This window comes from Vibrio sp. CAU 1672, assembly GCF_029223195.1.
In the GTDB taxonomy this organism is placed as follows: Bacteria; Pseudomonadota; Gammaproteobacteria; order Enterobacterales; family Vibrionaceae; genus Vibrio.
The window spans coordinates 488,269-507,922 of record NZ_JARHUF010000001.1 but is presented as its reverse complement, the minus strand read 5'-3'; the positions used below and the strand labels follow the sequence as shown (position 1 = coordinate 507,922).

The window sequence follows — 19,654 nt, the reverse complement described above, 5'->3', positions numbered from 1 at the left end:
TGCGTTTATGAAAAAACCGGTATTATGTATAAACTAAATGCATATAAATATGATAGTGATCACATATGGTTCGCAGTCGTATGATGTAAAGTTGGCAGCCTTTGTTAACTAATAAATAATGATAGAAATATAATAAAAACAAATAACTATTAGTAACTGTTGTGGTTTTCTGACCAATCACATGACCCCGGTTCAATCGGCTTATAGTCAGAAGTATAGAACTGTCTTCAATACCATTAACCTTGTTTCGAGGTGTCGGGAATAGATGGGAGTTGATATCTGACTCTTGACATAATCTATCTATGGAAAACCTATGGATTTTTTTAATCAATTAAAAACAAATATAAAATCGTCAGCGGCGCTAAATCAGATTATCAGTCATGAAACATTGCGAATTAGGGCGGCAATGATTCGGGCTGCGAGAGAACTGGAGTGCGAGCTGTTCACCTGGAACAGTCATGACAAATTGCGTCTCTACGAGGAGGGTATATGGCGTGACTTGGAGGATGGTGATCAACCCCATGAAGTATTGGAATGGTTACTTGAGCATAGTAAAACCGAGGGCAGGCGCGATTTTATTGTACTGCTAGAAGACTTTCATCATCACCTAACTTTGGCAGACCACGCTCTCATCAGTAGGCTTCGAGCATTTGCTATCGCTGTCGCATCCAGGGAAATATCAGGTTGCTCTGTTGTTTTGTCCCAGCCAATTCCATTGTTGCCAGTAGAACTGGAAAAAGATGTCCAGGTTATAGAAATGCCATTACCGGATATTGATGATATGCGTAAACTGATGCAGCAGGCAAAGGAACGCTATGATCTTGATGAGCGTGATTGTAGTGATTCACCTGAGTTACTTGAAGCAGCATTGGGCCTTTCTACTAGTGAAGCTCAGTTGGCTTTTTCTAAGGCTATCGTAGAGTTTAATCGCCTTACAACGACCGAGATTCCTTTTATCGTGAAGGAAAAAGAGCAAGTAATTCGAAAGAGTGGTCATTTGGAGTATTTTCACCCAGTAGCAACATTGGAAGATATCGGTGGTTTAGATAACTTGAAATCCTGGCTGAAACGGCGGCGTCAGGCTTTTACCTCGGATGCTCGTTCATTTGGTCTTGAATCCCCACGTGGAGTTTTGCTATTAGGTTTACCCGGGACGGGTAAAAGTTTGGCCGCAAAAGCTGTCGCTAATGCTTGGCAGTTGCCACTGTTACGATTAGATATGGGCAAGATTTATGGTGGCATTGTAGGTCAGTCAGAGGCCAATATGCGCTCAGCCTTGCAGATGGCAGAGGCACTATCACCCAGTATTCTCTGGGTCGATGAAATTGAAAAAGGGCTTTCAGGGATGCAAAGCTCTGGTTCTACTGATGGCGGTACCACTGCCCGTGTACTCGGGAGTTTTCTAACCTGGATGCAGGAAAAGGATAAACCTGTCTTTGTTGTCGCAACAGCCAACCATATTGCTCAGTTACCCCCTGAGTTACTCCGAAAAGGACGAGTAGATGAAATTTTCTTTGTTGATCTACCTGTAGAGCAGGATCGTAAAGAAATCCTTTCTATTCACCTTAAGCACAAAGACCGGCTAGATGATTTCTCTGATGATGAACTGAGAGACTTGGCACGTATGAGTGAAGGGTTTACAGGTGCGGAGTTGGAAGAAGCCATTAAAGAAGCGATGTTTCTCGCTTTTGATGAAGGGCATCAGCTTAATAAGGACGATATTCTTAAGGCAATTACCGCAACAACTCCATTGTCTCAAACTATGGCAGAGATGATTAGCCAGACTCGTCAATGGGCTGAAGGGCGCGCTGTGCCTGCTAGCTCTGCTCCACCAGAAGCATTAGCAAAGTCAAATACCAAAAAGCCGCGCCTTAAACAGGAAGGCGAGAATCCTTTTATCTGAGTGGTAGGGACTAATGGATAACCCGTTTTTTACTGCTTTAGAAAGTCCAGGTTTTAAAGCATCTAATTTGGCGTCTCAAACCGAAAAGGTTTTGATGCCGTTCATACATTACCTGGACAACAGCATTAACGCTCTTGAAGACAAAGAGGTCAGTTGTGAATGGCGTCCGGTTGCTGGTCGACGTTACCAATTGACTCCCGATAAACGAATTTATCAGGTAACACCTGTCAGCCAGATAGAGATCCTTTCCGAAGAGGAAGGCTGGTATGAAATTTTAAGTGAGGTCGGAGGGGGCTCTCTTGATGAGAATTTTGTCCCGACGATTGAAGACCCGGTAATCGTTGGTAAAGGAGCGGAGCGTCGTCGTTTTGTACTTGAAGAACCTCATTATCAATCTGGAAGTGGCCAGTTTAAGCTCTACCTGCCTGAGCTTGATTCAGCGACGGAAGTACAATGGAGTGGCTATCAGTTATCGATTCGCGCTCTGACCGTTTCATTAGAGGGGCTCAAAGAAGTACATGTTGATAGCCATGCCTGCAAGATTAAGTTAGTTAATCGTAACTGTGTGCACTTGTATGGTCAGGTTAATCCCCAAAGTACAGTGACTATCAATGGACAAAATACTCGGTTTGAGGTCATTGCGTCACTGGATGACAATCAGTTAGAAAGCTATTCACCACGTCAGAATGGTACTAGTTGGCTACTGTTTGCTCCTAATAAACCCAATTTTGATGGTTATCCTCTAAAGGACGTTACATCTAAAATGTTTGGTGAGCTGGTACCTGAGCATTTAACTATTGATGGTAGTGGATTAAGTCAAGAGCTTTGGTCGTTAGAGAACAATGATGAAGGCATACTTGTTTTGGAAGCAAGTGATATGCAATCCCCAGAGTTTGAGAATAACACTAAGCTTAATTGCACTCGTTTTTCTGAGGTCTTATTTAGTGTCAGCGAAGCGAAGGTTGATGAAAAATGGATTCAGCTTGTAGAAAAAGAATCTGGTGAGGAAACAGGTAAGTCTGATCTTGATCATTTCTTTGGTGACAATATCAAGATCCTAGATCATACCCAAAGAAAGTTCGAGGATGGGTTTCGGGTTATAAAGTCTAGACCGGAAGAACGGCAGATTTTGCTAGCGAAAAATACCCGGGGTAAGAAAAGCTGGAAGAGTGAGTATCCTAACAACCAAGGAAAAGTTCCTGAAATACGGGTTAGTGTTGATACGTCTCAGTTGAAGAGGCAAAAAGAGGCCATCAATCAGTTACGGAGACGCCCATCCTATGGGCATTTACCAATCATACACTTGTTACAAGAACGACAAAGGGTGCGTTGGCAGGATATTCAGCCAGAGAGCGGTATTGACTGGAAAGTTTTGACCAACTCTGACTTTGATGGTTGTGATCGTCAGCGTGAGTTTGTTGGAAAGGCGTTGGCAACACCAGATTTTGCCATTCTAGATGGCCCGCCGGGGACTGGCAAAACTACGACTATTTTAGAGCTGATAATCCAATTAGTGATGCAGGGTAAAAGGGTGTTACTTTCGGCTTCAACTCATGCTGCGATAAACAATGTTCTTGAGCGGATTCAGGAGGATTCAAAACTAAGTCAGCATATATTTCCTTTGCGAATCGGTGATGAGAGTAATGCTGTAGGTGTTGAAGGCTTTCAGTTTGATAATCTACATAAGCAGTTAAAGAGCAGCAATTGTGGGGAAGCGTTTAGTAAACAATTGATGGTCGATGCTTCTAACCTAATTTGTGGCACAACAATTGGTATATTACGGCTGTTTAATGAACGTGAAGTGGTACTGGATCGTGGTGAGCCACCGTTCGATGTCATGATTATTGATGAATGCAGTAAAACCACGTTTCAAGAGTTTTTAGTTCCGGCTCGCTTTGCTAAACGTTGGATTCTGGTTGGTGATGTCCGCCAGTTATCGCCTTTTACTGACCGTGAGCAGATTGTCGCGAATTTGGACAATTTGATGCTGACACCTCGTCGAGGCAAAACAGATGCTGAGACATTGTCTCCTGCCATACAACAGGCTTGTTTTCTGCTTGAAGAACTTAGAGGGAATAATAGGAACCCATATGAACAACCCATGTTGGTTTCGGTATCTAAAGGAGTTTTAAAGGCATTAAACGATGAGATTGAAGCTCGTGTGGGCTCTGAATTATTGAGCAAAGGGTTAGAAAATATTCTTCTCATCCAAAGTCGTCGTATAAGGGCTCATGAGCCTGCGTTTAACCAACTGACAGATATGAGAACACTGGAGAGAGAGCCTTGGCGGCTATATTCCCGTACGCTTTGTTTTGTAGATGAAACGTGTTTGAGCAGGCTACAAGCCATGCTTCCAGATGATATGCTGATGTTACACTCAGACTGGTTTAGAACAGAAAATGCTTTTCTTCATAAAGCAGCGGGTCAAGCTTCTGATAAGTCGTTTACAGTTAAAAATTCAGATATTAGTTCGACTACCGAGATTCATGGTGAGTTGCTGGATCGCATAGGTAGCACAAAGTGGTCAGAACAAGTTTGTTGGAGGTTGGAACGAGAGTACTGGCTGCGATTGTCTTCGAATAAGCGGCTTAAAAACAATTATGCGTCAACCCTAGACCGGTTATTCCCCAAGTCGATCAAAGCAGATGGACGTATCCACATTCTTAAAAATATTGCTTTCCCTTCAATTCTGGAAGCGTTATCAGGTGATGGTTTACAAAAACGTAAGAATGATGATCCTATAACTTTGAACCAAGGTTTTAAAAAACATGAGAAGAAGCAGCGTCATTCAACGTTAACTTATCAACATCGTATGCATCCCGATATTTCAAGTTTTCCCCGCAGCCAGTTTTATGAGCAAGGCGTGTTATTAGACGGAAGTAAAACACGAGGTGATCGAGATTGGGAATACAATCGTTACAAAAAACGTAACACCTGGTTAGATGTTCAAGGCAGTGTATTTAGAAACGTTAATACGAAAGAGGTAGAAGCTATTGTCCATGAACTTAAGTTATTTTGCGAATGGGCTGAAGGGAAGAGGAAAAACAAAAAAGATGAGGCATATGATGTAGCTGTTTTGACTTTTTATAAAGGTCAGGAAAAAGCGTTACGGGAGATGATGCAAAAATCCTTACCAGGTAATAATAATCGGTATGCACGTTTTAACTACAAAGGTATTTCTATAAAGCTCGCGACAGTCGACTACTTTCAGGGGCAGGAGGCTGATTTGGTTTTCTTGTCTATGGTAAACACGAGTCGGGATGGATTTATGGATTCACCAAATCGGCTTAATGTTTCAATTACGCGAGCACGCTATCAACTGGTGGTTGTGGGCAGCCATAATTATTTTAGTCAGCGCTCACGAACAAAAGAACTTAGTGAGTTAGCAACGTCAAGTGATGTGGTAGTGCCGAATAAAATGCACAATAAGAGAACCAGAAGGAATAGAAAATAGTGAACAAAAAACAAAATCCTTCAGTGAGCAAATCGACAGCGATTGGAGCTAGTTTTGGGAAGAATGAGTTAAATATTATTCTTAGACGAAAGGTTGAAGTTAAGCGCTACCCGGTTGTCGCCAAGGTGACTTTCAAGAAAGAAAGGCAAGATTTGGTATCGTTGCTGAAAGCAAGCCAACGGAGCGACGTGCAAATACCAGCTCGGTTGAGAGCATACTTAAAAAGGGAAACATTGTGGGATCCTGAAACGGCAGGATTAACCCAAAAAGGTCAACAAGTTATTGATACCTGTTGTATAGATCAGGAGGAGAGAGGGCTATACCATATTTGGTATACCAACAATGACCCTTTGCTGGGTACCCGTCCAATATTCGTTCAGAGGTATTCAGCTTTTGGTGAGCCAAATCATAATGTATGGAAGAAGGGAAATGATGCGTTTAATTCTGGTTTTGCTGTAAATACAAATTGCGAAGTAGATTTACTTGAGGAAAAACTCAACGCTCCGAAAACGGATCAACATCAGGGTAAGGCCATCATAGCGTCTATTAAGCCAGAGGTATTGTGCTCTGCAGAGGCTAAGGCTCATCTGGATTTAGAGTGGGCACTTAGTTATGGGCATTCAAGCGTTACTTTAAAAGGGCAAGTAGAAGCACTGAAATTCACAAGCAAGAGTGCTAAGGCGGTTGTCCGCGATTTAGAAATGAATATCGAAGACTATCAAAACCATCTTCCGGAGGTACTGGGTTATATTGCAAAGCAATTTGGTGGGGTGTGGGATACGCAAGCTAAGCGCATGCGCGTTACATTAGATGCGGTTCGCAAATATTCGCAAGCAGTACAAAAGCTTGAAGTGGGCAGTCGAACAATTCCGGGGCTGAATACACTTTTTGGAAACTTTGAACGAGTTCAGTGTCAGCATCTGCCAATTAAACCGGAAGATCCTTCCGATGCGAAACAGTGGCATCAATACTGGTTAGCGAGCTTTCATAGCAAAAAGTATTCTAGTGATTCAGAGGCTCACTTACAGCAGTCAAACTGGTTAGATCATGAAGGAATGAGTGATTTCGATCTTCCTCTCAAACTAGGTCAGGAGCTATTGGGTAGTTTTGGGCGTGAAAATAATCCTGAAGCATATTGGCACGTAGCAGCTGTAGCAGATTTGTCACCATCGAACAGTAAAAAACAATCCCTGCCAATTACCTTAATGCAGTCCGATGAACTCAGCATTGAGGCTCTTATTTATCAACTTGCCCATGGTCAGCAGGTTCAAAAGATAATTTATTCAGACCGGTATGTGCATACCAGAAGACAGAGTCATAACCTCAAAGTGTTTGCTGACAAATCGCGTGCGTCTCACGGGTTGTTGATGACATTAAATCCACCTTTAGGGAAAGGTGAAGCAGAGTTACCGATGAACTGGGAGAGGCGTACTTTTAAGAAAGATAGCAGTAATCACGGTCGTTACTGGATCTTGTTTGGTCGCTCACAAATATGGTGCTGGGAATGTAGCAGCGGGGTAGATTTTATTAGGCATTCAGGTGATACCTATATGGTTGAAGGTACACCAACTTTTACACCAAAGGAGAAAAACGAGTTACCACACTATCTGCAGGAAGAAATTAAAAAAATGAAAATGGAGGAAGTCATCTGATGGCTGTAATCGAAGCAAGGCAGGAACAGTTTCAAATTGATTATACAAGTGAGCTGTTACCCGGGTTATTTCATAAGCAGGATAGTGACAGCAACTTTTCGGATGCTCTTCTTCATGTCGATTGTGAATGGCTTAAAGCGAATTTGATTAAGTCGTCCAAACTCACTCTGTTAATTGCAGTTGAGCAAATCAGTGATCAAGGGTTAATTAAAGTCATTCAGGAGACAGCAGATCGCGGTGTTCGTATTTATTTGCTGTTAGGTGATGAACGCGTTAACCAAGCAGCCATCGATGCGTTGTCAGGACGTTGCTTGATTCGTACCGGAGTTGCTCAGTGCGGAGCGTTGGTGTTGGCCGACCATTCAACAAATAAAGCTCAAGGGTGGCTAGTAATGAACCATCTGATATTTTCCGATGATAAAGCTGAGGCTTGGGCGATTCAATTAGAGGCTGACCAAATAGACGATAGCTTTCGAAGCTTTTGTAAATTGTTCTGGGAACATAGCCAAAACGAATATTTGCAACAAAATTTGTTAACACAGAAAACAGAGCACCCAGACAAAAAGATCGTGACTAACCATTCTCACCATTTGTGTGGCACGCTAGAAGAATGTTTAGGAGATACCTTAGCAACACTTCAGGCTGTGAGTTGTTCTGAACTTGGGACTGAGGGTTCAAATTACCGCTTATTAAAGCATACCGACTCTTCTTCGATTATTGGACGGCAGGGCGTAGCTCTGACGGATACAGCAATTCCTTCTCTACTCATCTCAGAGCAAGGGAGTTGGCTGCTTCCTGATGCAATGGCGTTTAAGGTCGCTAACTGGTGTTTATGTTTATCTGAACAGCAAGGAAAGAAGATGGTTTCTGCTTATGAGGTGGCTTTCGAGGAAGCTGCCTGGCAATACCAATCAGAAGCTATACTTGGTGAGCTTTCAGATGAGCGAATGCTCCGTTTTTCTGACCAACCGGAACTGATCCGGCGGGTTAAAGCGGTTAGGAAAAAAGAGTTGGAAGCAGTATCAGTCCAAAGCTTGGATAGCTTCCTATACTCCAGCGCAGAACAACTGACAAAGTCTCAAACGGGTTGCCAAAGAAATTTCCTATCTCACAGGATTGATTACTCAGTTGTAATTCATCCACCTTATTGCCCCGTAACTGCGCAGCCTGACAAATTGTATAGTGATTGGCAGCAAGCTGAACATATTTGGCAGGAGCGACTTTCATCACTGCAACACAGACAAAGCTTTATTGATGACCAGCAGTCGGATATTGCGGACAAGCTAAAAGGCTTCCTGAAAAGTTTTATCCTTGGGCAAGGACAATCGGTGAAAGCAATAAACAGAGAGTTGGCTGAGCTCAAAGACTGGAGTGTAACGAAGGCAACACCTTCAGAGCGTCAGGAGTATCGTCGCCGTTTGGTTAAGTTGGCAGAAGACATTTCAAATAGAGGGCGGCATACAGCAACAGAACTGGATAAAGCCGAGCAAAATCATCGCTGGGAAGAGAAGTTGCAGAAGCTTCAGAGACAAGAGAGAGTGGCTCGTGAATTAGTTAGGGCTAAAAAGAGTGCTCACGATGCTTTGCTTGCAGATCGCAACAGTAAAAATCGGTCCGCAGAGAGAGACTTCACGCATAGCTGGCAAGATGCGGTGCAGGTGCTGTCCGATGAACAACTGAGGCAGGTTAGATTGGACGGGGTCAAACCAGAACAGTTTCTCCCAAACGAAATGCCGGAAGACAAAGAAGAGCAAGCAGCTGTAAAGCTACAAGCAGAAGGAGATTTTCTAGGGGCAGTCAGGGCTGGATTACTATCTATGGATCACTTGATGGCGGATGCGCTTCGTCAGTCAAGTAAGGAAAAAATATTCAGGAAGCATTACAGTAAGCTGAATCGGGCTATTGAGGATCATCATCAGGCATTACACAAAATTGATCGGGATTTGCAAGAAGCGCTGAAAGATGTTGAAAAAGCAAAGGTAACTTTGGCTGCTGCTGAAATGGCGTTGAAGAGTCACGGCTCTAAGTTTGAGTACCAGGTTAAAAATAGTGCAAACGCCTTCGAGCAGCAGTTAGGGCTCAAAGGTAGCAAACTAAATACTCACTTTGATTGGCCAAAAGAGGAGTTACCAGCAGCAGGTTCGGAACTGAAAGTTGACAATCAGCGGCGCTGGTTGGTGATCCGAAATACTGATCAAATTGACCAAGCTAAGATAGATGCTGAACTGCTGAATGCTACTGTTTGCGTAAATCGTCCGGCTAGTTATGGAGTGAAACATGCCTGAGCAAAAAATAATAATCACGATAGATGAAGAAGGTAGCATTACCGCGAAAACCGCCGGTTTTAAAGGTGAAAGTTGTTTAGAAGCACTGGATGAGTTACTTGATACTGAAGGGACAATAGCAAGTCTGAAGAAAACAGATGAGTTTCATCAACAACAGGCGGTGCAAACTAATCGTAATCAGAAAATTAACCGGAGTTAATGATGAGTGCAGTAATAAAAACAGCTACTCCTTTTGTCATAAAGTCAGTGTTGATGAAAGCGCTTGAAGAGGTTGGCGCAGAGCCTGTATTGGTGACTGAGCAAGAACTTCGGACATTTAGTCATCGAGGGGAGTTACAACTCGGAGACATTCTTACTAACCGCACTGATTATTACGGCCCGCAACATTTCCGCCAAGCTAATGAACAGTGGATTCTCAGACATGACTCTAGTGAGATGAACGGGCGGGTTACAACGCTTTCTGCTGCATCGAAAGGATATAAAAAGGTTGGTGATTTTTTGCAACTTGTTGGCAACGCTTATCAAAAGGCGTACCAGGAACACTTGGAAATATTGGCTGAGCAAGAGCGTATTCGTTTACAAGAAGAGCGTAAAGCACGAGTTGAAGCGACTCGAATGGCAGCGATAGAAAAAGCCAAAGCTCAGGGATATTCGGTAAAGGAAGTTAGAAAAGGACAGCAGATCCAGCTGGTTCTTACTCGTACGGTGTAAGTCAGTGGTTCAAGATTACGGCGAGTATTTTAATCTAGCTCATATCGAGCCATTGAGCCATATTTATGGCCCTGGTGATCGTTTTGTGGTGTGGTTTCAGGGGTGTGCGCTTGCCTGTGATGGCTGCTGGAACCGGGAAATGTGGTCTTTCAAAAGCAATAACCTTGTTCACAAGGAAAAGCTGCTGGAAGAAATATTAGATACGCCTGGCATTCGGGGGGTGACTTTCCTTGGGGGCGAGCCACTACATCAAGCTGATAACCTCTGGTGGTTAATAGAGCAAATCAGGATGCGCTCTAACTTAACTGTGTTTTTATTTACTGGTTATGAAGAGGATGAGCTGCTTCAGCAGGGCAATTTATCGCATATTCATCAGTTTTGCGATATCGCTGCGATAGGTCGATATCGCTCAGAACAACGAAACGTCGAGCAGCAATGGATTGGTTCAGATAATCAGGTTGTTGTCTATCCAAAAAGCTCCAGGGAAAACACTAACCCTTGCTCTGTCAATGAAGTAGAGATCATCATTGATGAAGATGAAAGCTTGAGGATTTTGGGTTTTCCGGATAACAAGTTAATAGAAGTATTATGTGAATAACCAGCTAAGTTATTAAAATAATTGGTAAGTAAGGATATACAAATGTCAGAGGCAGGAAAGCGGTTTGAACAGTCGATTACAGATGCAGAGGAAATGCTTGCTCGTTTCGATGTGGAAAAAGGTATACAGCAAGATCACAATGCTGAATCTTTGAAAAGAGCTGGTATGGTGCTTGCCTTAGCCTCTTGGGAAACATACGTTAAGGACCGATTTAAAGAAGAAATTAATGTTTGGCTCTTATCTGTGAGAGGCAGTCAATTGGGTAATTTTGTCCAAAAGCGAGTGGATGAAGATTTGAAACGTTTCTTTAATCCAAATACAGATAAAACCAAGCAATTATTTATGACCCATTTTGATGTTGACGTGACCGAAGGTTGGAAGTGGGATAGCTACCATCCACCTCAAGCTAAAAAAGTGCTTAACGAATTTATATCAAAACGCGGTGATGCAGCACATCAGGCTAATACATCAAATGGTCAGAGGCACTTAATTAAAAGAGATGAACTAGAGAAAGCGATACGATTTCTCAAGGGATTAGTACGTGCGATGGATGAGGTTCAAATAGCAAAATAACAGGTTGGACAAAGGAAATTGCTTAGGCAAGTTGCAGGGTGTCAATTCTACATTGAGCTATTTGGGCGAGAGGTAAAAATGCTATCAAAACCTTTTTTCATTACATAGTTAGTTGTCTAATGGCTTTATTTTAAAGAAGTTGATGAATGTATAGGTAAAGTAATGGTTAGCTACTAAGCCCGCTGATGTATCGTTAGCGGGCTTTTTGTTATTCAAAAGTCCAAGTGAAACCGTTGGTGTAGCTTCCATCTGGATTGGTCTGGAAGTAGCTCTCAACCTTGTTCCCATTAAATTCCGTTACGTAGCAGTGTGTGCTGCGAACGCCACTGGTTAAGCCGTTATTGACAAACGTCTGCCGCGAGGCTTCATGGCAATCATTGCCGGTAAACTGCTGCTGTTTTGGCGTTAAGCGTTGTACATATGATGCGCTCAACGAGTCGGTCAAACCTAACTCTTCCTCAAGGTTATCAAGAAATAGCGCATCGGCAGCCGCGGTACAGGAAAACAAAATCAATAGTGCACTTGGCACAGTATATGTCATAAACATCAAAACCCCGGTCTGATCAATGGTTCGGTGTGATTTGATTACTAGCGTAAATCGTTCTTTGGTGGCTTTCAATAAAAACTTATCGAAAAACGATAAGTTTTTATTGTGTTTTTGATTTCCGGTCACTAAGATAGCCTCAAATTATTAATTATCGAGGTTGGATATGTCACAGCAATCTATTAGCTCTTTTAGCCGTAAGTTGCTTGTTTTGTTTTGGTTTTCATTTTTCTTTGTGGCTGCGCTTGATAGCACCTTATGGTTCAGTGCGACCTTGTTTAACGCCCAGTGGTTCGATGCCACTTTTCCCGTTGAGGTCGAACTACCCTTGTCGTTGACTCGTTCATTGGTCGGTTATATCCCAAGTATGTTCTCCGCCTTTTTGACCATGGCGATGTTGTGGCAGTTAATTGTGTTGTTTGGTTTGTACGAAAAAGGACAAATTTTTGAACAGCAGAATGCCTACTGCTATAAGAGGCTGAGTTATATATTGATTGCTACTCCTTTTGTTAGTGCAATCAGTGAGTTACTTATGACTCTTGCTTTAACTTACGATGGCGAATCTTGGTACTACTCCATCGGTATTGATGACGTGGATATCACCATGATGGTGATCGGGTTGGTCGTGCGTGTCATCGCTGTGGTCATGGAAAGAGCGGCAGAACTGCAACAAGAGAGTGAGCTGACAATTTGAGTGAATAGTGTATGGCGATTGTAATTAATCTTGATGTGATGCTGGCGAAGAGAAAGATGCGTTCGAATGAACTTGCCAAACTGGTCGGTATTACAGAACAAAACTTATCTGTGCTGAAGAATGGTCGCGCTAAAGCGGTCAAGTTGGTCACGTTAGACGCGATATGTAAGCATTTAAATTGCCAACCCGGAGACATTCTGGAGTACACCCCGAATGAGACTGAATCTCAGGGTTAACTCAGACGGTTCCTATATTCATCATTGAGCGCGTAACCGCCGCTGACGTAGCGTATTTTGGCGGAGGTTATGAATTCACGGTAGTCGGATGGCTACACAACACAAATTATCGGAAGTAAACCATGGCGAAACGTTGGCTCTTGTCTGCTGTGAGTGTGGCACTACTCGGCGGCGGCGGGTACTTTTATCTGCAATCTTCTTCTCAACCCCAAGCCTTTGCGACTTTGAGCGTCGAAAAGGGAACGATAGAGAAACAAGCGGTGGCGGTAGGCAGTATCGTTCCCGCTCACTCTGTGTCAATCAAGTCACAAATTGACGGCATTGTCGGCGAAATATACGCCAAAGTGGGGGAGAAAGTGGCACAAGGGCAACCACTGATTAAAGTGCGTCCTAACCCTACGCCGCAAGCATTAACCGATGCCTCCACTGAGTTAATGCGCAGCGAAGCCGATCTGGAATCGGCCAGGCAAAAGCTCGCCAACTTAGAAAGTCTGGTTGAGCAAGAGATCATTCCGACGAACTATGATGAGTATGTTACTGCGCGCTCGGTGGTGAAATCCGCGCAGGCTAACGTATTGCAGAAGCGGCAAAATCTCGAGCTGATCCGCAGTGGTGAAGCGTCAATTGGCGATGCGCGTTTAACATCCACCATCTACGCGCCGATTGACGGCACCGTGCTCAATCGCAAAGTGGAAGTGGGTGAGCCGATCATCTCAACCCAATCGAGTCAAGCCGCGACAGAGATGATGTCACTGGCGGATATGAACAGCCTGATCTTTAAAGGCAGTGTCAGTGAACACGATGCGGCGCAGTTATCGCCGGGTATGAGCGTCTTGCTCACCGTTGCACCCTATCCAGAGCTGGAAATTGAGGGCGTACTGACCAAAGTCGCTATCCAGTCAGAAAACCTTAACGCCACGCAAGCGAACTCGGGTGCCAAGAGTTTTGATAATGGTTTTGGCGTGGAAGTGGGGGAGCTCAAGATCCCTGCGGGTATTTTATTGCGTTCGGGGTTCTCATCCACAGCGCACATCACCCTGCAAAAGTCGCAAGATGTGCTGACCTTACCGGAACGAGTGCTTGCGTTTGAGGGGGATAGCCCAACGGTGTTGATTCCGGATAGCTCAGAGCAGGGCTTCCATCGACAGCCAATTAAGCTCGGTTTATCTGACGGCATCAATGTCGAAGTGTTGGATGGCGTTGAACTGAATCAAGAGATCATTGATAACAGTATGATGGGAGTGGGCCATGGCTAAGTTGTTTCAGTTAAAAAGCAGCGCAGTACTACTGTTATCGGCGCTCAGTCTGCCAAGCTACGCCCTCTCTATTGAACAGGCGTGGCAGCAAGCGAAGCAGAATGATCCAAGTTTCGAACAGGCCAAAATAGCGGTTCAACTTGGTGAGGTGGGGATCGATTCAAGTCGCAGCTCTCTGTTGCCCGCTTTGAGTGCGACGGCATCTACTAGTTGGAATGAGACGTCCGATCACAGCAACAGTTACGGGGCGACGTTATCACAAACGATCTGGGACAGCCGTCTTTGGTCAAATTTGGAACAGGCCAATGCCAACTATTTAAAGACCCAACTTGAGTTATCCCAGGCTCACAATGCGCTGGCCGAGAAACTTCTCGCCAGCTATCTTGATGTGGCGAGTGCGCAAGGCGATCTGCAACTGGCCCAGTCCAAGCTGGATGAGGGGAGTAAGCTACTCAGCATTATTGAGAAGCGTTACCGTGCAGGTAAAGTCAAATCGATTGATGTTGAAGAGATGCGTGCCACGCAAGTAGCAGAGAAAGCGGGAATTTTGCGTGCGCAGGCCGATTTGCAAGCCAAGCGAGCCGAACTTGCCGCGCTGATTAATCATCTGCCTCAACAGGTGGACCAGGTCCGGACGGATTCGCTTATCCAGCCAACCATGTTGGTGACATCGCAGCAGCAGTGGCTCAGGCTAGCTAAAGACAGCAGCCCGGAGTTGTTAGTTGCCGCTCAGAATGTAAAAGCAAACGAGTTTGCGAAAGAGGCAGCCCGTGGCGGTTATTACCCAACCGTTACCGGTAACCTTGGCTACAGTGACGACGACCGAGGTTCGGATGGTGAGTTTAATGCCGGGCTTACGTTAAGTGTGCCGATTGACCTCAACGGCGCGACGCGTGCCAGGGTTGATCAGGCGTCACTCAATATTCTCAGTGCCAAGCAAGATTTGCGTAAAACAGAGATTGATATCGAGAAGCGCATTATTCAGCAATATACCTTAGTTGATATCAACTGGCACCAGATCCTGATGGCGAATGACTTGGTTGAGTCTCGGGCCAAAGTTTTGCGCAGTAAAGAAAAACTCTACGATGCCGGGCTGCTCGAGGTGTCAGAAATCATCAATGCCCACAATAGTCTATTTGAGGCAAGAAACAGCCTGCAAACCAACTGGTATAGCTATTGGCGCCAGAGAGTCGGCTTGCTGCGCACGGCAGGTAAGTTAGATGACGAGACAATGGCACAGATCTCGCGGGCTTTTAACTCATGAGCAGCCTGATACAGCAAACATGGCAAACCATACTGGCACACCGGATGAAAAGCGTGCTGGCCATTGTTGCTATTGCCTGGGGCGTGATCTCTGTGGTGGTGTTGATCGCTCTTGGTGAGGGCTTTTACCGCCAGCAAACCATGTCACTTTCGTTTATGGTCAACAATGTACAAGCGGCATTTCCTGCCCGTACCAGTAAACCCTGGCAGGGCTTACCCGCAAGACGTGAGATTAGCGTCGCGCAAGATCAAGTCGAGTTGATTAAGCAGGCCGGCTTCGTCCAGGCCGCATCGAGTGTCTATGGCAAACAGGACGCTAACGTCACCAATATTAAAGGCCAGTATTTATCGGGCTCGGTAAGTGGCATCGATGCGTCATACTTCTCGCTGATTCAGCGTCAGCTTGTCCCTGGTTCGAGAAACATTTCGCCGAGCGATATGGCTAATCACACCAGAGTGGCGGTGCTCGGCGATCAGATTGCAAAAATGGGCAATATCGCGATTGGTGAGCAGGTTAAAGTCAACGGGATTCCGTTTTTGGTGATTGGCGTGATCAAAGACGAAGATGCTGGCATTAGCTTTGGTGACAGCCGCAATGTGTTTATCCCACAAACCACCTATCTGGATCTGTGGGACAGCAAGCCGTGGATGCTACTGCTTAAGCCTGTTGATGGCATGGCGGCGGCCTCATTCAGACAAAGCATTGTCCACTTTTTTGCCCGGCAACTGCATTTTGACCCGAGTGACAAAGAGGCGATTAACTTACCTGATTTCAGTGAAGGTGCCGCGCTGATTAGCGGCATTTTTCGCGGTATCCAGATATTTCTTGGTGCCAGCGGCGCAATGACAATGGCGGTCGGCGCGCTGGGGGTGGCGAATATCATGTTCCTCTCTGTCACGGAGCGAACCAGAGAAATTGGGGTTCGACTTGCGATTGGTGCCACGCAAAAAACCATACTGAGCCAGTTTGTTCTGGAAGGGTTTATCTTGGTGGCGGCAGGGACGGCTTTGGGCCTGATGGTGGCATTTGGCGTGGTATCGCTACTTGCCAATATGGCGTTACCGCAATGGTTGGGTTCGCCCGTGATCACCCCTGACTCGATTGGCTGGTCGCTGCTGGTTGTCTTGGTTTTGGCTCTGCTCGCCTCTTACTTTCCGGCCAGAAGAGCATCGCGTTTGACTCCGGTTATCGCGTTAAGTGCGAGGGCGTAATCATGTTGTTACCGATGAGGCAAATCTTTCAAGAGATGGCGGCTGAGAAGCTGCGCTTAGGATTAACCATTCTGGCTGTGGCATGGGCAACCTGGTGTATCGCTGCAATGCTGGCCGTGGGGGAGGGGATTCGTCAGGGGGTGCTAAGAACGGCGCAAAATGGCAACGGCAATCTTATTTACCTCACTGGCGGTATGGCGAGCGTCGATCATGGCGCGTTCCACCAAGGCAAGTTCCTGACGCTGAACAAAGCGGATGCGAATGTGGTCCAGGCGCTGCCTGGGGTCCAAGCTGTTGCTCCGAGCGTGAAATGGAATGAGCCGATTAGCGTGGGTGATCGCGGCACATGGCTAGAGCCTTTAGCGGTCACGACCGAGTTTGCCGCGATGACCAACCTCACCCCGCTGCCCGGCGGGCGATGGTTGAATCCATTGGATCAAAAAGAGATGCGCAAAGTGGTGGTTCTGGGCTACTCATTAGCGGCTGACTTATTTAATCCGGTCGACGATTTTAGCTGGTTTGCTGCGGTAACCCTGCAAGTCAATCCGGTCGGTGAAAAGATCAAGATTGGCAACGAAGAGTTTACCGTTGTCGGGGTACTGGCCAAGAACAGCGCCATCATTGAGCAGGGTGATCAAATCAACTACTCGAGTTTTGTGCCGTTAGCCACCTGGCAGCGTTTTCATACCAATGGTGATATTGGCGCGATAAACGTTGAACCAGGCGCCGATGTGAATAGAGAAAGACTTGCGCAGACAATTCGCCAGGTCATTGCCCGCAAGCATGGGGCAAGCGTCAATGATGAGCAGGTTGTTCAGGTTGAAGATATGTTCTTACAACAAAAGAGCATGCAGCAGTTCCTGATGGGCTTACAAAGCTTCCTCGGCATTATTGGCTTTGTCACTCTCGCTGTCGCGGGGGTTGGGATCGCCAACGTAATGTACGCCACGGTCAAACGATCGACGCGAGATATCGGCGTGCGAATGGCAGTCGGTGCAACGCCAACGGCGATTCGGCTCCATTACCTGGTGCAGTCCTTGCTGACTATGATTATGGGTGGAGTGCTCGGACTGGGGGTTACTTATGCTCTGGTTGCAGCGATTGGCTCTATCAGCCTTGAAGGTAACGTTTTATATGAACAGTTAGGCAAACCTGTCCCGGAGCTCTCTTGGGCAGTGGTGGCCGTCGTGATCACGACCTTAGTGATCATCGGTGTTGCCTCTGCGTGGTTGCCTGCCAGTCGCGCGGCAAAAGTGAGCCCGCTGGAGGCGTTACAAAGTGAATAACCAACACTCTGGAGAGAGAATGTCTGACAAGCCGCTGGTCGAACTGACCAATATTTGCAAGTACTACTCAAGCGGAGAGACACAGGTACGGGCGCTGGATGGGATCGATTTGACGATTTACCCAGGTGAGCTGTTGTCGATCCTTGGCCCATCCGGTTCAGGTAAATCAACCTTGATGAACATATTGGGCTGCCTGGATAAGCCGAGTGATGGTGACTATCAGCTCGGTGGGCACAATGTCGCCCGGTTAAGTGCTGATCAGCTCGCGGCGATTCGCAATCAGAGAATTGGCTTTGTTTTTCAGAGCTTTAATCTGCTTGAGTACGCCAGCGCTCTGGATAATGTTGCGCTGCCGCTGGTCTACTCGGGAGTCAAAGCCAAACAGCGCCGTGAGCGAGCGGCCAGACTGCTTGAACAGGTCGGGCTCGGCGACAGGTTGGATCACAAACCGAACCAATTGTCTGGTGGGCAGAAACAGCGGGTCGCTATCGCAAGAGCGCTGGTGAATGATCCGCAAATCATTTTAGCGGATGAGCCTACTGGTGCGTTGGATTCTAAATCAGGGGCTGAGATTGAAGCCCTGTTTAACCAACTGCATAGAGAAGGCCGCACGTTGATCCTTGTCACTCACGACAATGCGCTCGCCCGGCGGACCGGACGCATCATTACCATTAAAGATGGTAAAGTGATTTCTGATCGAGACCAAAGCACAAATGCGGCGCAAAACAGTAAGGAATGTTGAGCACGGTTTAGCGCGGGTTGAGAATGATAAGGCTTATTTTGACAGACAAGAGCAGCATGAAGATATGCCGTTCTAGTGGTTCGCTCTGGCTGTTAATGAAGGCGGCTGACGGTTCCCGGCAAAGTCAGGGCGCTTCGGTTGATGCCCCTTGCGCCGTTGTTGTCCATATCCCGTCTGCCAAAGGATTAGCGAATCTTTACTATAGTTATTGATAACGTGTTTTCAATAATTTAAGGGCACGATTATGCTGCTTCTCTCCCTGCTGTTTATTGCCATTATCGGCTTTTTGGCACAAACCACCGGACTTTGTATGGTCCGTGGGGTTAAACAAGCCATAGGTGGCAATCCTGTTTTTTTGATGTCCATACTACTCAGTGGCGCTTTTGTCTGGCTAGCGATTGGTGCGGCGTATTCGCTGGGACAACCTGTCAATCTCAATGCCCAGTTCCCGACGTTGTTGTCGGCAGTCGGGGGACTCATTTTTGGTTTGGGCGCGGCCTTTAATGGTGGTTGCGGCGTGTCGACGATCAGTCGTTTTGCCCGGGGCCAGGTACTGATGGCCGCGACCATGATCGGGTGGTTGGCGTCATGGTTACTGTTTGCAGAGTTGTTTGTTGGCCACACGGGAAAGGGATATACCATTGCCCCTGTTTTACATATGAGCGTGTTGATTGGCCTCTCCGTCGCTTTGTTGGTGGTGGCTTTTAAAAATTACGCTAACGTTCGCAAACTATGGCTGTCGATGTTCGCTATCGGAGCCATGGCCGGGTTGGTGTTTCTTTATGAGCCACACTGGACACCCAGCGGGTTATTGAAATCGATGGGACTATCCATATGGAACGATCATGATGCGAGCTGGCCTAAAGCTGAGCGTTTTTACCTGTTTTTCTGTCTCGTTCTGGGGATGGTGGCCGCTGCCGTAGTGACGAGATCATTTCAGTTTGAACTGGCGGCCGTATCCCGACTGTTTAAACACTTTCTGGCGGGGATGCTGATGGGCATAGGGGCGGTGATGGCCGGTGGCGGGAATGACTCACAGTTACTGGTCGCTTTACCTGCGTTATCTGCCGCAGGCCTGGTCGCGACGGTGTCGATTGTCATCGGGATTTATATTGGTGTGAAACTTCAGGGTAATAGGCAATAAATGCGCCTCTAATCACACCGATGCCATAGCGCTTAAGTAACTGAACAATGCCAGCGATAACAAGCTGGCATTATTTTTTGTGTGGCTAGTGTTTGTTGCGG

General features: G+C 46.1%; 17 protein-coding genes. 16 read left to right on the top strand and 1 reads right to left on the bottom strand.

Annotation, left to right across the window (positions count from 1 at the left end; all coding sequences use genetic code 11):
• The first annotated feature begins 313 nt into the window (after positions 1 to 313).
• The 8 genes from P2G85_RS02240 to P2G85_RS02205 are packed head-to-tail and all read left to right on the top strand — an operon-like array spanning position 314 to position 11,176.
• Positions 314 to 1,903 carry an AAA family ATPase gene (locus P2G85_RS02240; protein WP_275862474.1) on the top strand — a complete coding sequence of 530 codons (1,590 nt, stop codon included), beginning with the start codon at positions 314 to 316 and terminating at the stop codon, positions 1,901 to 1,903.
• A gap of 13 nt (positions 1,904 to 1,916) precedes the next feature.
• On the top strand, positions 1,917 to 5,357 hold the full coding sequence (locus tag P2G85_RS02235; RefSeq protein ID WP_275862473.1) for an AAA domain-containing protein: 3,441 nt from the start codon (positions 1,917 to 1,919) through the stop codon (positions 5,355 to 5,357).
• The gene (locus P2G85_RS02230; RefSeq protein ID WP_275862472.1) at positions 5,357 to 7,009 is read left to right on the top strand and encodes a hypothetical protein; all 1,653 of its coding nucleotides are present in this window, start codon (positions 5,357 to 5,359) and stop codon (positions 7,007 to 7,009) included. Before P2G85_RS02235 ends, P2G85_RS02230 begins: the two co-directional genes overlap by 1 nt.
• Complete coding sequence (locus P2G85_RS02225) at positions 7,009 to 9,294, top strand: hypothetical protein (RefSeq protein WP_275862471.1); 2,286 nt, start codon at positions 7,009 to 7,011, stop codon at positions 9,292 to 9,294. The genes P2G85_RS02230 and P2G85_RS02225 overlap by 1 nt, the downstream gene beginning before the upstream one ends.
• Positions 9,287 to 9,493, top strand: coding sequence for a DUF2997 domain-containing protein (locus tag P2G85_RS02220; protein WP_275862470.1), 207 nt, complete (start codon positions 9,287 to 9,289; stop codon positions 9,491 to 9,493). The genes P2G85_RS02225 and P2G85_RS02220 overlap by 8 nt, the downstream gene beginning before the upstream one ends.
• A 2-nt stretch (positions 9,494 to 9,495) precedes the next feature.
• Positions 9,496 to 10,005: a hypothetical protein gene (locus P2G85_RS02215; RefSeq protein WP_275862469.1), complete on the top strand. Its 510-nt coding sequence runs from the start codon at positions 9,496 to 9,498 to the stop codon at positions 10,003 to 10,005.
• A gap of 4 nt (positions 10,006 to 10,009) precedes the next feature.
• Positions 10,010 to 10,603: a 4Fe-4S single cluster domain-containing protein gene (locus tag P2G85_RS02210; protein WP_275862468.1), complete on the top strand. Its 594-nt coding sequence runs from the start codon at positions 10,010 to 10,012 to the stop codon at positions 10,601 to 10,603.
• Positions 10,604 to 10,645: 42 nt separating this feature from the next.
• Positions 10,646 to 11,176, top strand: coding sequence for a HEPN domain-containing protein (locus P2G85_RS02205; protein WP_275862467.1), 531 nt, complete (start codon positions 10,646 to 10,648; stop codon positions 11,174 to 11,176).
• A gap of 208 nt (positions 11,177 to 11,384) precedes the next feature.
• On the opposite strand, the gene P2G85_RS02200 is transcribed toward P2G85_RS02205, so the two are convergent.
• Positions 11,385 to 11,717 carry a hypothetical protein gene (locus tag P2G85_RS02200; protein ID WP_275862466.1) on the bottom strand — a complete coding sequence of 111 codons (333 nt, stop codon included), beginning with the start codon at positions 11,715 to 11,717 and terminating at the stop codon, positions 11,385 to 11,387.
• Positions 11,718 to 11,886: 169 nt separating this feature from the next.
• Between P2G85_RS02200 and P2G85_RS02195 the strand changes: the two genes are divergently transcribed.
• From P2G85_RS02195 to P2G85_RS02160, 8 genes are all read left to right on the top strand, one after another.
• Positions 11,887 to 12,414 (top strand): DUF2975 domain-containing protein, encoded by a 528-nt coding sequence (locus P2G85_RS02195; RefSeq protein WP_275862465.1) that lies wholly within the window; start codon positions 11,887 to 11,889, stop codon positions 12,412 to 12,414.
• Between the two features lie 11 nt (positions 12,415 to 12,425).
• Entirely contained in the window at positions 12,426 to 12,650 is a 225-nt protein-coding gene (locus P2G85_RS02190) for a helix-turn-helix transcriptional regulator (protein ID WP_275862464.1), read from the top strand.
• A 122-nt stretch (positions 12,651 to 12,772) separates the two neighbouring features.
• Entirely contained in the window at positions 12,773 to 13,906 is a 1,134-nt protein-coding gene (locus tag P2G85_RS02185) for an efflux RND transporter periplasmic adaptor subunit (protein ID WP_275862463.1), read from the top strand.
• Positions 13,899 to 15,170, top strand: a complete 1,272-nt coding sequence (locus P2G85_RS02180; protein WP_275862462.1) for a TolC family protein — start codon at positions 13,899 to 13,901, stop codon at positions 15,168 to 15,170. The genes P2G85_RS02185 and P2G85_RS02180 overlap by 8 nt, the downstream gene beginning before the upstream one ends.
• Positions 15,167 to 16,381 carry an ABC transporter permease gene (locus P2G85_RS02175; protein WP_275862461.1) on the top strand — a complete coding sequence of 405 codons (1,215 nt, stop codon included), beginning with the start codon at positions 15,167 to 15,169 and terminating at the stop codon, positions 16,379 to 16,381. The genes P2G85_RS02180 and P2G85_RS02175 overlap by 4 nt, the downstream gene beginning before the upstream one ends.
• A gap of 2 nt (positions 16,382 to 16,383) precedes the next feature.
• Positions 16,384 to 17,667, top strand: a complete 1,284-nt coding sequence (locus P2G85_RS02170) for an ABC transporter permease (protein WP_275862460.1) — start codon at positions 16,384 to 16,386, stop codon at positions 17,665 to 17,667.
• 19 nt (positions 17,668 to 17,686) lie between these two features.
• Positions 17,687 to 18,409: an ABC transporter ATP-binding protein gene (locus P2G85_RS02165; RefSeq protein WP_275862459.1), complete on the top strand. Its 723-nt coding sequence runs from the start codon at positions 17,687 to 17,689 to the stop codon at positions 18,407 to 18,409.
• 244 nt (positions 18,410 to 18,653) lie between these two features.
• The gene (locus tag P2G85_RS02160) at positions 18,654 to 19,553 is read left to right on the top strand and encodes a YeeE/YedE thiosulfate transporter family protein (protein ID WP_275862458.1); all 900 of its coding nucleotides are present in this window, start codon (positions 18,654 to 18,656) and stop codon (positions 19,551 to 19,553) included.
• The last annotated feature ends 101 nt before the right edge of the window (positions 19,554 to 19,654 follow it).

What these genes read in the sequence shown, in the direction of transcription:
- P2G85_RS02160 (WP_275862458.1), top strand. Translation starts at nt 18,654, where the DNA reads ATGCTGCTTCTCTCCCTGCTGTTTATTGCCATTATCGGCTTTTTGGCA.
- P2G85_RS02225 (WP_275862471.1), top strand. Translation starts at nt 7,009, where the DNA reads ATGGCTGTAATCGAAGCAAGGCAGGAACAGTTTCAAATTGATTATACA.
- P2G85_RS02195 (WP_275862465.1), top strand. Translation starts at nt 11,887, where the DNA reads ATGTCACAGCAATCTATTAGCTCTTTTAGCCGTAAGTTGCTTGTTTTG.
- P2G85_RS02175 (WP_275862461.1), top strand. Translation starts at nt 15,167, where the DNA reads ATGAGCAGCCTGATACAGCAAACATGGCAAACCATACTGGCACACCGG.
- P2G85_RS02220 (WP_275862470.1), top strand. Translation starts at nt 9,287, where the DNA reads ATGCCTGAGCAAAAAATAATAATCACGATAGATGAAGAAGGTAGCATT.
- P2G85_RS02215 (WP_275862469.1), top strand. Translation starts at nt 9,496, where the DNA reads ATGAGTGCAGTAATAAAAACAGCTACTCCTTTTGTCATAAAGTCAGTG.
- P2G85_RS02235 (WP_275862473.1), top strand. Translation starts at nt 1,917, where the DNA reads ATGGATAACCCGTTTTTTACTGCTTTAGAAAGTCCAGGTTTTAAAGCA.
- P2G85_RS02200 (WP_275862466.1), bottom strand. Translation starts at nt 11,717, where the DNA reads ATGACATATACTGTGCCAAGTGCACTATTGATTTTGTTTTCCTGTACC.
- P2G85_RS02205 (WP_275862467.1), top strand. Translation starts at nt 10,646, where the DNA reads ATGTCAGAGGCAGGAAAGCGGTTTGAACAGTCGATTACAGATGCAGAG.
- P2G85_RS02240 (WP_275862474.1), top strand. Translation starts at nt 314, where the DNA reads ATGGATTTTTTTAATCAATTAAAAACAAATATAAAATCGTCAGCGGCG.
- P2G85_RS02165 (WP_275862459.1), top strand. Translation starts at nt 17,687, where the DNA reads ATGTCTGACAAGCCGCTGGTCGAACTGACCAATATTTGCAAGTACTAC.
- P2G85_RS02185 (WP_275862463.1), top strand. Translation starts at nt 12,773, where the DNA reads ATGGCGAAACGTTGGCTCTTGTCTGCTGTGAGTGTGGCACTACTCGGC.
- P2G85_RS02180 (WP_275862462.1), top strand. Translation starts at nt 13,899, where the DNA reads ATGGCTAAGTTGTTTCAGTTAAAAAGCAGCGCAGTACTACTGTTATCG.
- P2G85_RS02190 (WP_275862464.1), top strand. Translation starts at nt 12,426, where the DNA reads ATGGCGATTGTAATTAATCTTGATGTGATGCTGGCGAAGAGAAAGATG.
- P2G85_RS02170 (WP_275862460.1), top strand. Translation starts at nt 16,384, where the DNA reads ATGTTGTTACCGATGAGGCAAATCTTTCAAGAGATGGCGGCTGAGAAG.